This window comes from Bradyrhizobium manausense (genome assembly GCF_001440035.1).
GTDB lineage: Bacteria > Pseudomonadota > Alphaproteobacteria > Rhizobiales > Xanthobacteraceae > Bradyrhizobium > Bradyrhizobium manausense.
In genome coordinates this window covers 1-15,091 of the sequence record NZ_LJYG01000023.1, presented here as the reverse complement: position 1 = coordinate 15,091, position 15,091 = coordinate 1, and the positions used below count along the sequence as shown (strand labels likewise).

Annotated in this window: 9 protein-coding genes and 1 pseudogene; 9 read left to right on the top strand and 1 reads right to left on the bottom strand. The window is 54.6% G+C overall.

Annotation, left to right across the window (positions count from 1 at the left end):
• The first annotated feature begins 2 nt into the window (after window positions 1–2).
• The 9 genes and pseudogenes from AOQ71_RS04540 (at window position 3) to AOQ71_RS04505 (ending at window position 14,060) form a co-directional block, all read left to right on the top strand.
• Complete coding sequence (locus tag AOQ71_RS04540; RefSeq protein WP_157083374.1) at window positions 3–287, top strand: hypothetical protein; 285 nt, start codon at window positions 3–5, stop codon at window positions 285–287.
• Window positions 242–967, top strand: a complete 726-nt coding sequence (locus AOQ71_RS04535) for a hypothetical protein (protein WP_157083373.1) — start codon at window positions 242–244, stop codon at window positions 965–967. The genes AOQ71_RS04540 and AOQ71_RS04535 overlap by 46 nt, the downstream gene beginning before the upstream one ends.
• A gap of 487 nt (window positions 968–1,454) precedes the next feature.
• On the top strand, window positions 1,455–4,418 hold the full coding sequence (locus tag AOQ71_RS04530; protein ID WP_057742468.1) for a CHAT domain-containing protein: 2,964 nt from the start codon (window positions 1,455–1,457) through the stop codon (window positions 4,416–4,418).
• 244 nt (window positions 4,419–4,662) lie between these two features.
• Entirely contained in the window at window positions 4,663–8,364 is a 3,702-nt protein-coding gene (locus tag AOQ71_RS04525) for a CHAT domain-containing protein (protein WP_057742465.1), read from the top strand.
• Between the two features lie 860 nt (window positions 8,365–9,224).
• A pseudogene (locus AOQ71_RS50135) lies at window positions 9,225–9,416 on the top strand (CpXC domain-containing protein); the annotation flags it as partial.
• Between the two features lie 72 nt (window positions 9,417–9,488).
• Entirely contained in the window at window positions 9,489–10,523 is a 1,035-nt protein-coding gene (locus AOQ71_RS04520) for a hypothetical protein (protein WP_245316708.1), read from the top strand.
• Window positions 10,520–12,361, top strand: coding sequence for a CHAT domain-containing protein (locus AOQ71_RS04515; protein WP_057742459.1), 1,842 nt, complete (start codon window positions 10,520–10,522; stop codon window positions 12,359–12,361). The genes AOQ71_RS04520 and AOQ71_RS04515 overlap by 4 nt, the downstream gene beginning before the upstream one ends.
• A gap of 145 nt (window positions 12,362–12,506) precedes the next feature.
• The gene (locus AOQ71_RS04510; protein WP_157083372.1) at window positions 12,507–13,715 is read left to right on the top strand and encodes a tetratricopeptide repeat protein; all 1,209 of its coding nucleotides are present in this window, start codon (window positions 12,507–12,509) and stop codon (window positions 13,713–13,715) included.
• Window positions 13,716–13,721: 6 nt separating this feature from the next.
• A complete protein-coding gene (locus AOQ71_RS04505; protein ID WP_057742454.1) occupies window positions 13,722–14,060 on the top strand; it encodes a hypothetical protein in 339 nt (112 codons plus the stop codon).
• On the opposite strand, the gene AOQ71_RS42555 is transcribed toward AOQ71_RS04505, so the two are convergent.
• Window positions 14,050–14,998, bottom strand: a protein-coding gene (locus AOQ71_RS42555) for an IS630 family transposase (protein ID WP_157083369.1) whose coding sequence is annotated in 2 segments (ribosomal slippage) — window positions 14,050–14,661 and window positions 14,663–14,998 — 948 coding nt in all. Because the reading frame shifts where the segments join, the coding sequence is not laid out codon by codon here. The genes AOQ71_RS04505 and AOQ71_RS42555 overlap by 11 nt on opposite strands.
• Window positions 14,999–15,091: the final 93 nt, after the last annotated feature.

Here is a 15,091-nt window from a genome sequence, read left to right as displayed (position 1 = left end):
CCGTGCAGGCGCAGCGCGCGCTCGGTACCGCAGTTGCTCTTTTGGCCATTCTGGGCTCGATGCCTACGCTGGCGCAGTTCGCCAGCAAGCCGGGCGATGCCGTCGGCGCCGCAGGCGGCGCCTGCGACAGCACCATCATGAATTTCGGCTGGCCCGACGCCAACGGCAACATCCTGAAATGCGTTTCGAACGTGTGGCAAGCCCAGGGCATCACCGCATCCGCTGGGGCTCAAATGGGCAGGTGCAGTATAACAGCGGTGGTGCTTTGGCGGGCGATAGCGGCCTGACTTACAGCAACCCGAACCTCACCATCGGTTACGGCAGCCTGTATATCGGCACGAGCTTGGCAACGGCGGGCAAGCCCTACATTGGTGGGCTGAATGGCATAAGCTACCCGAGTGCAGATACAAACTGCATTGGCTGCTCGATCGAGGAAACGACAACCGCAACGATGTCTATTCAATCGTTCGTCGTCAACGTGCAGGGTTGTCTCGACAATCTTGCATGGATTTGGGCTTTCGAGATCGATCAGAGAGATAGGCAAGGGAACGAATTCGATCGTCGTTTGGTAAGGTCGGTAATATTCGGTCTGGAGCCGCTTTACTGCCTCATGATGCTCTTGCGGGAGATCGGCCGGCACCGGACTGCCGAACAGTCCTACATGGATGAGGGCGTAGCTCTGCTGACCATTGCCAAGGATTCGGTGCGCCTCTTCGAGAAACGCCCTGCTGCGGACAAACGTCGCCTTCTGAATTTTGTACTTTCGAACTCGACGTGGCGCGATGGGGAGCTTACAGCGACATTCCGTCAACCGTTTAATATTATTGCGGAAATGAGCAATGGGCCGCCTGACGAGGATGGCGATGGCGGACCAGATCCAGCTCCGCGTTCTGGTTGGTGGCCCCGGCAGGACTCGAACCTGCAACCAGACCGTTATGAGCGGTGGGAAAAGGGATGCGCCCTCTGATTTTCTTGATCTTTTGCAGCCTTTTGGCGGAGGGTGACGCTCCTGGTGACGTCGTTTCTGGTGCGAAACTGGTGCGGTTACTCGACGTCACGTCGGGCCATACCTCAAGGTGCTGTTGGTTCTGGCCCGCGCTCAGCTTAGTAGTCTTGAGCTATTCGACATGCGAGAAGTCGTTTGCAAAACTCGCGTGACCCGCCCTGGTCCGTTGCCTTCTGCCAGCACGCCTCCGGTACTCATCGACCTCGCTGGGCTCGACCGAATTCGCGTTCCGGCCGCTGCGAGATGGGACCTGCGATCCAGCGGTTGATGTCAGATTCATATCCCGATCTTCGCGCCGTGACGTATTCGACACCATCGCAGACCTTACGGCCCGACCGCAGTTCCAAAGGAATCGTGATTTGGATAGTGGATGATGTATGCTGCGGCTGTGAATCCAATCAAGGCTTGATCGACGGTCAAACCTTTCAACAATCGGACTAAAGAGACAATGCCTCGGGCGGGGGCCATTTTCGTATATGACAAAACGCTGGCTTTCGATCCTTTAATCGATGAGGAGCGTTCGCTGTTGCTTGGCATACGTGCACGTCGCTTTGGAGATTCGTTTCCATTCGAGCTATTTCCAGATCGGCACAACGCAATCAGCACCAAACTCCGGGTTGCGGAAACGGACGGCGGCTTTCAAGTCAACACGCTAGAAGCCAGTGGTAGAGCCTTACAGGGGCTTAAGGTAACGGCCAGGAGCGCGGATGACGAACAGTCTATTATTTTCCCAAGGCTTGGGTCTGAGCATGAGGTGCGGATTGTATGGCAAATCAATTTGGAATCGAAAGAACCAGTAGCCGTCGTAAGAATTAAGGAGCCGGGCCGTTTTTTGACGAAGTTAGAACGTGGCACGAGTGCGCAATTCGACCTAGCAGAAACCAAAACTATATCGCTGAATGTCAAACTCGGAGATGGAATCCGTCTCAATACGCGGGGTGAGGCATACGCTCATATCGTTCTTTTTAGGCTCGTCGACTGCAGCGAAGCGTCGATAGATCTTCGTTGCCAATATATCGATAGCAGTCTTACGATCACGGTGGAAACCGCTCGCCGTGTAGAAGCGACCTTTTTAGTTCGGCCGTCAGCGCGTAAAGACCTGCAGTTTATGTCGGGTCATCCGAGCGTATCGCGCCGACTTTCGGAAATTGCTATCGTTGTCGGCCCGCCATTCCAGCCACGTTTCTCCCTCGACATCTGCAGTGCTTTGACAGCGTCGGGGGATGTTCCGCTATCCATGAGGCCAGTACTTGGCCCTCCACGATCGTCCTTCCCACTCGTCACTATCGGGACCGCCGACAAGGCAGTGTGGCCTGTAGTCGGTCGTGTTTCGGAGGACATACTGCAGCGGTCGGTTCGAGGCATCATATACGTAGGCGAAGCCCCACCTTCAGCCATTGATGAATGCCTCAATTCGGAGAACATAGAGTTTGTCGGTGTGATTTCCGAGTCACGCCGCAAGCTAAGGCGTCTTTTGCGAAATTCAGTTCTTCGAGACCAGAACTTTGCCAAAGACCGGCCAGCCTTTGGGCGGCATGGTCAGAAGGACGTTGGAGCCTTATTCGTACAGAGTGCGGCCAGGAGCTGGAATGCGCTTGACGAGTTTGTCGTCAAAGCCGTTCAAACCAGACTCTCTGAGTTTTCCGAGCAGTTCGTTTCATCCTGGAAGGATCACCTCGATGCGCGGTTACCGGCGTTGCCATTTTGCCGGGATCTAGGGGTCAGCATGATGCTCTCCGTCGCGAATCGACACCGCGGACGCTGCATGCGCGATTCAGGATCTACCGAACTGGATTACAACATTCTACTCGAGAAGAAACTGTGGTTGTTCGAAGATGAGCAAACAGTTATCGACGATCGGGAGGACCTGATCTTGGATATTGCTCTGCGGACGACCGCCGAATACCTTGCAGTGCGTTCGTACGTGGACCTTTTGGATTACGCGAACTCGGAGGATTTGGAGCAAGTTGCTAGAGAAGAGCAGTCTTCGGAGTGGCCTCGCGCCGACGCCGACGCCTACGCCGAGGCGTGGTTAGCCGGTGCAGCAGGAAATCGCGAGAAGTTCACGAATGCAGCGAGGCCTTTGGCCCGTCGGGCTCTAGCCGACAGCCAGAACGCTCAGCAAGTACTTCGCTCGATTGCGACTGCCCTTCTTCATAACTATCGCAACGGATCGCCCGAGGAGCGGGCACGACGCGCAGGTCTCGCTGCTATCAATCCGCTGGTGATAGTTCTTGCCACCGGCGGCAACGACGACCGCGACTTGGGGTTAGAGATCTCTGGGACATACTGGGCTTCATACGCCGCAAGCTTTTCCGGAAACAAGCCGGGAATCTTATTGCCCACACTTGTGCGGCGGCATCAGATAGCAGAAGCGTTGCGTCACCAAAAAGCCATCCGGCTTGCAATCGGCATGATGGATGAAACGGAAGAGGCACAACAACTAGATCTGCGTTTGAAGCGAACGAGTCTTGGTCAGCTTACGGCTTCGCAACTCTGCCCGGCAGTTCTGAAAGTGCTGGCAAACGCCAACGCCGATCGAGTAATCGCATTTTCACCTTTGAACCTCGATTTCATGCCATTCGACACAAGCATCCTGGGCCTAGAACGACCGTTGGTGCGCCTTCCGGTTTCGACAGATATTGTCGGAAATTTTTTGCTTGTGAATGCCGCAGCGATCTCAGCAACGCTAAGCGAGGGAAGTAATTCAGCCGCAATACTCGTCCCCATCGGGCGCGCTACCGCAGTAGAAGCCTGGGCAGCCGGCGTCGGTGACCAAATTGGAGAATTGGCTCCGTTGTGGGGATTTACGCCGAACACTGTTCGACCTACCAGCACTGAACAAGAGTTGCTGGAGCTCATACAATCAGCAGAGTTGGTATTTTTTATTGGGCATGCAACTGCGGGTTATGGAGTCGCTCCCGGTGCGCTTGATCTCGGCCATCTCGAACTCACTTTCGCTCGGTTGCAAGAGCTTGAATGGACCGGCAAGTTGGCGTTCTTCTTCGGCTGCGAAACCGGTGCAATTGATGTTCCAGAAAGCGATCTCGCAGCTATGCTCTTGAGCCGCGGGGCTCGGGCAGTGTTAGGAACAACGGCTGAAATAAACACTGATATCGTCAATGCATTCTTGGGATCTTTCTTATCCGACGCTAGCTCGGGTGTACCATTGGACTATGCGTTCTTCGCGGCGCGGCGAGAGACGGTGATTGCGGAAGCCCTATTGCACGAGGGAATGGACTGGGATGCCGCCTTGATACGCGCTCATGAGGTGACGAGGGCCCGGCCAGGGCACACGCCATTCGCGGCAGTGTTGGCCGACGTAGGAATATCCTGGGAGGATGCATACGCGCGAGCCGTGTTCAGCCTTTCAATCACCATGGCCGGGGGCGCTGCGACTCGGCTGCGTTAAGCATAGGCGATGGATACTGGACGATGTGCATCTGGACAGCGGGTCGTTCTTAGCCGCAAATTTGGGAGCCGCGTCGTGGCCGGTTGGCAAGTCACTCGCCAGCCGATGGAGGCGAAGTCGGCGGGCGGCTTCTACTAGCTCGGCGCCCCACAATCTGATGGACCATCGAAAAATGGGTCTGTGCAGGCGGTGAATCGTGGCAGCCGCTTTCTCACGGAGAGCCGCGCCAGATGGAGAGCCAAGAATGAGCGAAATGCCCCCCGAATTCGTCGTGGCCCATTTAGGAAAGCTTCTAGCCGTCCGTACATGGAAGGGCCTTGGACAGATCGTAGCCGACAATCCGGTGTTGTTGACGCCTGCGCTGGAAGAAATGCTGGCATTGGGAGCGGGCGTTCCTGGCACGCCTAATGGAATCAAGGATCACCTCGAAGAAGTTCATAGATTCATTATTCGCTGTCGCACGGTAGGTATTGACGAGGCGATCCTCGAGTACGACGAGGAAAAGCTCATTCCGGCCGAGCTGAGCGCAAAGTACAAGTTCGCAATTCAATCTACTGGAGCCGATCCTTGGAGGGCGTGCGTTCTAGATCAGACGTTTAGTCGAGCGCCCCGATGGTTCCAAAGATCGCTACTGCTCAATACCGGTGTCATATTGCTCGGCCAACAATCCCCGGAGAAACAGCCGGGTCACTTGAAAGAAGCCGAAGAGTTGCTGAGTCGCGGTCTAGAAGGATGCAAGGACAGCCCAACCAAGGGCATGTTACTCAGTACACTAGGCGGATGCCTTGATCGACAGGCCGACGAAGGTGACCCCTCACTCCGCGCACGGGCGGTCGGAATCCACGAAGAGGCGCTCCGACTAACGCCGATACACTCGCCCCGTCGAGCACTTCATGCGCAAGCATACGCTTTATCGATTCACAACCTCGCCCTTAAAAGCGAAGAACTTGGCGACCTCACCAAAGCTGTTGATGCGTGGCATCAGGTCATATGTCTCGCCGCTCCGTTCACGTCAAATGATATGCATATAAGCGTGAATACCAATCTAGCTTCTCTATTGGTGCATATCTGTTCTATCACCAAAAGCATCTCACATTTAAACGAGGCCGACCGGCTCGTGAGTGAAGCGTTTGCGTTGTCCACAATTCGCTCAGCATCACTTCTAGCTATCGCTGGGAATATCGCATGGCGAAAGCTCGAATATTTCGGAGATGAAGATGCCCTCAACTCGGCACAAGCTCTGCTGGAGGAAGCGCTAAAGGCGGCGGATCATCAAGATCTGGAATTGCGACTAAGATGCCTCTGGTCGCTCGGCGACGTCTACCAATCCATGATAGTGCGTGGCTCGTCTGAGAAGATTCGCGCAAAGTGGCTACAGACTGCCGAAATGGCGCTAACAATTTCCGTGGGACCCAATAAACGAGCAAACAGCATGGGCAATTTCGCGCGTTGCTTGCTCCATCGATACAGGAATTCCCAGCGCCGAGAAGACATAGATCGAGCTATTGCATTGGCCAGAGATGCCTCGACTCTGGCGCAAAATCGAGCGCTATTAGTGACGCTTTATGCAACACTAGGGCATTGCCTTCATGATCGTTACAATCGAATTGGTGACGACCTCGACCTCACGGAGGCAGAGAGTGCAGCTACCAAGGCCGTTTGTTTATCTGATGATGGACAAATCGAACGGGCGAGACTCCTGAACGATCTTGGCGTCGTCTTGCGAGAGCGTTACGATCGGACCCGCGACATCAAGGTTCTTGAACGAGCAATTTCATGCCATATGGAATCAATTAAGCGTTCCACACCGGACAGATATAACTTATCTCTTTTTCATCACAATGTGGGCTTTTGCTTGCGCCAGCTCTACGAGCACGACAACAACGACGTTGCTGCCCTTGAACGCTCGATTTCTGAGTTAGAGTTGGCGATTTTGAACTGTCCTATCAACTCAGACCACCGCCCTTTGTTCTTGGCAAGTCTAGGAAGCAGCCTATTTGAACGGTGCCGCCGTAATTATCGACCTGTCGACGTTCAAAGAGTTATTGATCTGCGCCAGGAGGCATTTGACTCAGTTCCACCTGAATCTCCTGATCGAATTGCTTTTGCACACCAGCTCGCAGGTGCTTTCGTGCTGCGATATGTCGAAGCGGAACATAGTGAGTCCGATTTGGCCCGTGCGACTGCTCTGTTTGAAGAATCGTGCACTCGCGGCTTGATGTTGCATACAGAAGAAGCGTTGGTTTCAGCACTCAATTGGGCAGAATTTGCGTTTTCACGCGGCGCCTGGGACGAGGTCGAGAAGGCCTATCTTGCATTTGAAGACGCAACGCAACTCCTGATGAACAGACAAGTGAGGAGGAAAGCAAAGCAGGGATGGCTTATCAACTCTCATGCAATTGCCGCTCAAGCGGCTTATTCGTTTGCAAAACTGGGAAAAAGGCGCGATTGCGTTCTGGCCTTAGAGCGCGGCCGTGCGCGGATTTTTACTGAAGCGTTATCGCGGAACAACCAGGATTTGACTAAACTCAAATTGCAGCAGCCCGCGCTTTACGAGGAATACGTTCAGCTCGATGTTGAGTACGACCGAGTGATCGCGGAAACGGAAGCTACAAAGGAGCATCAACTGGAGGTGCTTCGCTTAGCGCGGCAGAAGCTTGACGAGATAGTTGAAAAAATACGAGCGCTTCCCGACTACAACACGTTTCTATCGCCGACGACGTTTGCCGATATCGTTGCTGCTGCTGCCGATACGCCGCTCGTTTACCTCTCTACGACCGGTGTCGGTGGTATTGCGGCAATAGTGAGAGAAAATCAGATCGACGACATTTCAATCGTCTGGTTGCCGCAACTGACTGAAGAGATATTTCGCTTGAAAATCTCCGCAAGCTCAGAGATCCACGTCTATTTCGCTTCCTACGAGAAATGTAAAAAAATTCCGGACGACAGCGAAGCATTCGACTCTTGGCGGGTTGCTATCGACTCGCTCTGTTCCTGGCTATGGGGAGCTGTCGTCGGTCCTGTGCTTGAGGAAATCGATGGTGCGCCGCAATTAACCGTCATCCCGACAGGGCTTCTCTCGATGCTGCCATTTCATGCCGCGTGGGCAACTGATCCAGTTAAAGGACGCTTATATGCTGACAGTCGCGTCCGGATTGGATACGCGACGAATGCTAGATCTCTTCGCCTCACTAGTCCTCGGGTCGGTTGCCACGAACCTTTGGATACATTGATCGTGGTTAGTGATCCTAGACCGACGTCGCTACCGCCCTTAAAAGCAGCTGAAAGCGAGGCTGAGATAGCTTCGCTTGCATTCAATAAGGTCGTTCGGCTCGACGGCGAACGGGCAACTCGTTTCAATGTGATCGCAGCGCTTAATGATAGCGCGGTCGCGCATTTTGCCTGTCACGGAAAAGCATATCCGGAAACGCCTCTCAAAAGCGGGTTGCTGCTCGCGAACGATGAGTGTTTGAGTGTGCAGGATTTTCTGACGCTGAACTTAACTCGTTCTCGCTTAGCTATCCTCTCGGCTTGCGAAACCGGACTAATTGGATGGCAATTGCCAAATGAAGTCGTCGGCCTTCCCTCTGCTTTGTCGGAGGCCGGGTTTCTCGGTGTGGTCGCTTCATTGTGGGAAGTTGACGATCTCGCCACGGCGCTCCTGATGACGGCTTTTTATCACGCGTGGAGGATCAAACGCCTCGATTCATCGTCTGCCCTATGGGATGCCCAGCGCTGGGTTCGTGATACATCAGACCGAGAAAAGTTTGAGTTCTTAACAGGCTGCTCCGGGGCTCAGAAAGTTCGGGATTACTACGCCGAAGTACTGGGTTTGATCGGAGCAGATGCCGGCAAAGATATCTTCTCCTTCTCACATCCATACTATTGGGCAGGTTTTATATATATCGGACACCCCTTGGGGGCGGGTGCCGACCGCCATATGTGAAATTCTCTGATCTCTTTTGCTGCATGCAGATCTTTAGCAATCGGTCATGACTGATGTGCTGAGGCAACACAGTTCCAGTGTCCCAGACGAAGTCAAGAGAAAAGTGCGCTGGCCCGGCACTTGAGCGAAGCCGGCGCCGATTTCCTGATGCCCGGAAAGAGCGTCCTGGGAATAGATTGGAATGGAAGTAAGTCAGAGCCGCGGCCGCTTCGGACTTTATCGTCTGCCCGGTTGAAATCGCAGTAGAGAGTCTGGGAGTCGGCTACGAGCGATTCCTCTGTGCCCCGATCGCGGTAGGCCGCGCATATCCCTTGAGGACCGAGCGGTCGTGTGTCGATCCGTTGGCCGCTTCGGAACAGGAATGACGGCTCGCGCGCCACGAAATATGAACTAAATCATACAATCACGGATATTGTGTGATAGTCTGGTACGAACGCTGGGCGTGTGCGGCGAGGGCTCAATTGTTTGCTTTACTAGCCTTGTGCTCGCACGTGACGATTTCGAGCTGCGCGGGGCAGCCGGGAACGAGTGGAGGCGTGCCCATCACTGCTTGTCCCAGTGGAGATGGATCGAGCCTCGTGACATGTTAGCGGTATGTGAACAGTCACAAGGTACGTTAGGCGACCCTTGCGGATTGCAATAGGCCCTCTCCGAGTCAGTGAAGCCGCTCGCGGCTGCCGACACACATTTGCCTTGGCGTGCGCACCGTTGTTTCCAAGGTGTTCAAATGATCGATGCAGCACTACATGGGCGAAGAATCACGCTCCTATCGTTGTCGCCTCGAAAGCAAGAAAAATGAACGAAAGTCATCATCCAATTTACCGCGTCTCTCCACGATGAGGATTTGAAAGTGTGCAGCTATGGGTAACTGTCTTCGGCAGACTGTTTCGTTACGCTGTTCCTGCGGTGAAGAATATAGCGCCAACATCGTTCTGATAGTCGATCCGAGTGAGGATCCTCAACTGGCGCAGGCCGTGCAGAGCGGTACCCTCAATTTTGCGGTCTGCCCACGATGCAACAAATCCATGAGTGCCCCTTACCCTGTTCTCCTTATTCAAGAAGACGAGATCCCGCCTATTGTCATGGCATCCCCTTTCCACGTGAGCCAAGAGGAAGGGGCATCCATGTTCGAATCTTTGCTAGGCCTTTGGGTATCTCGGATTGGACCAGATGCACCAATCAAAGTGAGTTCCGCTGCTTTTCAGTTACATCCTTTAATAGTGCCCTTTGAAGATCTTTCGCGGTTCACGGACGGCTTCGGAAAGCGGCCAAGAGGCGTCGCCTGGAAAGCGGCCTTTCGTTCTTTGACCACGACGCCAAATCTCGCAAAGGATGCATTTGCCGAACTGGCTGCTAAGAGCCTCACGCTCTGGACTCCCGACGAGCCTTCAGACGAACTAGCCTTTCTGAAAGGGCGACTTGGTACCGCAATCGATGATTCCGATAAGGCCATTACGTATCTCTCGGAAGCGCTTGCTGTCTTGAAGCCGAATGAGTTTCCTCATTGGGGGACCTGGAAATACGATTTGGGCTGTCATTACGCTGAGCGAGCGACCGGCGAGCGAGGGAGCAATGTGGACCTTGCTGTGGCGTGCTTCGAAGATGCGCTTGGCCACATTTCTCTCACTGAGGATCCCTTAGCTTGGGCGATGTGCAGCAGCAACCTTTCTGCACTCTATGGAGAGAGACTTCTCGGCGACCGAGCGGAAAATTGTGAGCGTGCCCTTCATCACGTCCAGAATACATTTGCTGTCTTTACCCCTCAGTCCTACCCCGAAAACTGCGCGCGAAGTCATATAATGGCGGGACAGGCATTGAGAGATAGACTACTTGGAGACAAGAATGAGAATATTGAAAGAGCGATAGAACACTATCAACGCGCACTTGATCACTTTCATTCGGTAGGAGACCCAGACGAGTCTGCCACGATTCACGCATTGCTTGGGCAGGCATATCTAATCAAGACAGGAGGAACCAGTTCTCCTTATGCGGCGGATGCAGTACGGCACATCGAAATCGCCTTGCATGCGATCACAAAGGAGCGTGACGAATTCAGATGGGCAGGCAATGTTCTTAACCTTGCGCTCGCGTATCAATGCCTACCTGGCGACATATCGATGAGTTTGGAACGAGCAATTTATTACTACGGGGAGCGATGAGCATTCTTACGCAGGATCGCTTCCCTGCTGCCTGGGCGGATTGTCAGGCGAACCTTGGAAGGCTCGTTCCTAAACTCTATGGCGATAGCGACGAGGACTGGCGAGTGAAGGCTATTGCGCATCTTAGGGCGGCTCTAACCGTGTACTCGGAGGAAGAGGAGCCCATCAAATATATGCAGGTCCAAGAAACTCTCGCCGACATCTATTTTTCTTCGCATCAGCATCAGGAAGCACTCGAAAGGTATCTGGCAGTACTTCGAGTGAAGGGGAAGCTATTTGATCGAGCCTTCACTGAGGCAGGTCGATACTTAGAGCTTGAGTCCGTTGCAAAGGCGTCTTCCCGCGCGGTCAGTATTTTGATCCTTCTGGGTAGGGCGCATGAAGCTTTGCAAGAACATGAGCGCTGGCGCGCAAAACTGCTGAAGGAGGCGGTGGAGTGGGAACGTGTGGCCGACGTGCTCATGGAAGACACGGAACGATCGCTTCTGCGAAATACTGCGCGTGAAGTCGAACGGATCCAAGCGCAGCTACGAGCGCCCTTGGACCCCACGATCAGTCCTCGGCGCCTTTCCTACCAGCTGCAAAAGACTCATGAATCCTACAAAAAATTATTGAAAGAATCTCACGGAAGCTCAAACGGCGAAATGTCGCCGATGCAAATATTCTCCCACATACCCGTTGGAGGAGCACTTGTCGTTCCGGTGCGGAGCAAGGAATTATTCTTGTTCTTTTTTGTTGTCAGACATGGACGACAAGAGGTCTCTAATGAAGATGTCGTAATAACGCCGCAGCCGTCCTTCACTATGAGCCGGGGGAGAATAGATCCACTATATAGGGTGGATCAAGCGGTCCATATGGAGCCCGAGAAGTTTGCTCAGTATCTGTCTTATATTGCCTCGCATCACATAGATCATCTAATTGATAAGCTCGCGGACTGCGAGCTTGCGGCGGGGTCGACGATCTTAGTGTTGGGTACCCCATTGGAGGTTCTAGGACTGCATACTGCCACCGTCTGGACCAAACGAGGGCGATCCGAATTTCTCGATCAGTACAGTATTCGTTACGCTCCGGGCAGCGAGTTACTTCATCTCTGCGAAGAGCGCTTGATTCGTCGTGGGCGACCCCGGTCATCTTTGGTTGCTATCATAGACCCCTCTGAGGATCTCCCATTCGCGGGTTTGGAGGTAGAGATGGCAAAGGGGACGTTCGATACCAGCGAATGCCTGTACGGACGTGCCGCGACAAGTGAGACGATGATGGATGCGGTTTCCAAGCATTCGTATTTGCATTTTGCCTGCCATGGATTTTCTTCGTTGGAAGATCCTCTCGATTCCGCGTTGACTCTTGCGCAAGGTAACCAGTTTTCGGCAGCGCAGGTGATCAGAGACCTCGATTTGAGTAAATGTCACTTGGTCATTCTGTCGGCGTGCCAAACTGGGCTTGTGAATTCGACAACCCTCGAAACTGAGTATCTTGGGTTACCGATCGCCTTTCTTCAGGCAGGAGCGCCAGCGGTGATAAGTACCCTTTGGAGTGTCGAAGACGAATCGGCGATGCTTTTGATGCATCAATTTTACAAATTGCATAGACGCTCACGACTTCCCGCCTCTGTCGCCTTGGGAGAGGCGCAGCGATGGCTTCGTTCTGCAACCAATGCCGAAATTGCAGGAGTTTTCGAGGAGATTTCGACGGCTGCGATTGATCGCGGAGAAGCTAACGGTCTAGTGGAAGAGTCATTCGAGCGGTACGCAGCGGCACATAATAATGGGCGGCCGTTCGAGCAGCCTCATTACTGGGCACCTTTCATATACATGGGTGCCGAGATCTTGCCCGGGTAGGGACCTGTCGAAAGCAAAGTCCAGGGAAGGGACATCCTGTCATCCAGGATGGACGGAAATCCGCTCCTCTTGGCGGAAAGCAGGTTGTGCTTTCCTGCATAGATGTCTATAAATTGTGCCGGAGTTGGCTATCGGCGAGCGAGGAGTGGGCACGCTCATTGACCTCTTTAGCGTTCTCGACGAGAGTGATAAAGATCGCTTCCCGAACCGGCTCGCGATTAGTCCGGACGCGTCGATACATGCAGCGAGGCTAGCTTTGCGTGGCTTCGGTGATCCTCAAGGGGCGCTCACGGGATTAGAGGAACAGATCAAGCTGGCGCGGATCTTGATGCGCTCAGTCCGCTTCGATGTCGTTGAACGCGTAGTCTCGGAGCGCGGCTGGTCACCTCAGAAAATCTTTTCGCTGGGTGCCGACCTGCACCGGCTCTCCGCTTTGCTCAACGTTCAACTGCACCAGCTCGACACTGCGCGCGGACACCTTTTGCGCGCGATCGCGTGCAGGCCTGACGATCCCAATCTCGCTTTCTACCTTGTCGACGTGTATTGCCAGGAACGCCGCTTCGTAGATGGATTCACCCTACTCGATCGGACCTTCGAGGCCTTTGCGCCGGGACGGCCGGAACACCTCCTAGGCCTGTACAGGCTTACGCTCGACGCCCATACCGCGGGCGCGCTCACGGATGCAACGCAGCTCTACGAGTCGATCCTCCGTAAGCCCAACATTGGCGTTTTTGCCGAACTAGCAACACGACAGCTCCACCATATCGAGATCGGCGCCAACGCGCTGCCAGCGAGCAACGTCCTAAATTACCACTACGCGCATGGGTGGGATAAGTTGAAGGCTAGCGACTTCGAGGGGGCACTCTCGTCGTTTTGCGATATCCTAGCATGGAGGCCCGATCACGAGGCAAGTTGGTTCGCCGTAGGAGACATCTTCACGCGGGGCGTCAGCCAGAAGGGGCTATCCGGGGAAGGGCAAGATAACATCCGGATAAACATCTGCCCGGATCTCGACGACCTCAGGCGGGGCGAGCTCTTAAATGCCGTCCAGTCGCTTCGGATTGCCTCGTCCTTCGATAATGATCCGAACGTCGCGTGGGAATCTCACCAACTGCTAACCGCATGTTACCTAGAGCTAGCCGAACCCATGCAGGCGGTCCGGACCGCGACGGTCCTGACGGAGAAAGATCCCGATCGCGCCGCGTCCTGGGCCACTCTTTCGATGGCTCGTCTCGTCAACCTCGAGTTCAAGGGGGCAGTGGATGCTGCATCAAAGGCGTTGTCCATTGATAGCAGCGATTCGGCAGCCAAAATGGTCCTCGCCACGCTCAAGACAATTGTCGATAGCGCGTGAAACGCGATGGCGGGCCATGATGAAAGGGTTTTGGAAACTTCTACCGGCACGGATCAGCGGCCGGAGTCCTCGCTTGAGCCGGAACTCGAAAACGAGTTGCATCGCTTTGGTCTCTCGGGCGATCTCGCCGCCGCGGTGCTTAAGAAAGATGCGACCGAGGTCGTCAGCTTTGCCTCCGCGGTAATCCTTCTGCCCATAGATTTCTTCGCGTCCTCGACGAGCCGCGGGTTCGACGAGGAGATCCTAGGCTTGGGCCTGCGGCACTCGGTTCAATTATTGCGCCCGCACGGACCTTCGCAAATCCTCGGCGAAACTCTGTTGAGCTTAGAGCGTTTCACATTTTGATTGAAGCATAGCCTGAGTTTGCGAAGTAGTTGGCGCATTCGCGAGGCTGGATGTCCTGGACGAGGTGACCGATATGGCGCCAGGTGTCCTCGATGGTGCGCTTCTGAGCTTGCCGCATCCAGTGTTTGATCTTGGAGAAGGCTTGTTCGATCGGGTTGAGGTCGGGCGAGTATGGCGGCAGGTACCAGAGCCTGGCGCCAGCCGCCTTGATCATCTGTCTGACAGCGTTCGACTTGTGGCTTCCGAGATTGTCGAGAATGACGATATCGCCCTCGCGCAAGGTCGGCAGGAGGAGGTGCTTCACGTAAGCGCGGAAGCATTCGCCATTGATGGGGCCGTCGAAGATGCAGGGTGCCGTGAGTTGGTCATGGCGGAGCGCACCGAGGAATGTGAGGGTACGCCAGTGACCGTGCGGAGCAAAGCCGCGCAGACGCGCCCCTTTGGGTCCCCAGCCTCGCAAAGGGGCCATGTTGGTCTTGATCCAGGTCTCATCGATAAAGACGAGCCGGCCCGGATCGAGCCCGGCCTGCCAAGATCGCCAACGCAGGCGCCTACGAGAGACGTCGGCGCGAGCCTGTTCGAGGGCGAACAGTGTTTTTTTTGAACCGCAACCCTTCCCGGCGCAGGAACAGCCAGACCGCATTGTGTGAGACCTTGACGCCACGGGCTGCCAGTTCCGCCTTCAGACCGTGCAGCGTCAGGTGCGGCCTCTCGGTGATCCGCTCGACGATGAAGGCGCGGTGCGGATCAAGCACGGGCTTGCGGTGGCCACCCATCTTGCCAGGCGTTACCGAGCCGGTCGCTCGATAACGCTGTGACCACTTCACAACTGAGGAGACCGCAACGCCAAACCGTTCCGCCACAGATCGGCAGCTCTCACCTTTGGCAACAGCGGATACTGCGCGCTTACGCAAATCGTTGGAAATTGGTCGGACCATCGGATGCTGGCCTCCAGCCCAGCCAGCATCTTGAATCATATTCGCCCCAGATCCGGAATCCCTCCCGATTCAATAAATCTGTGAACCGCTCTA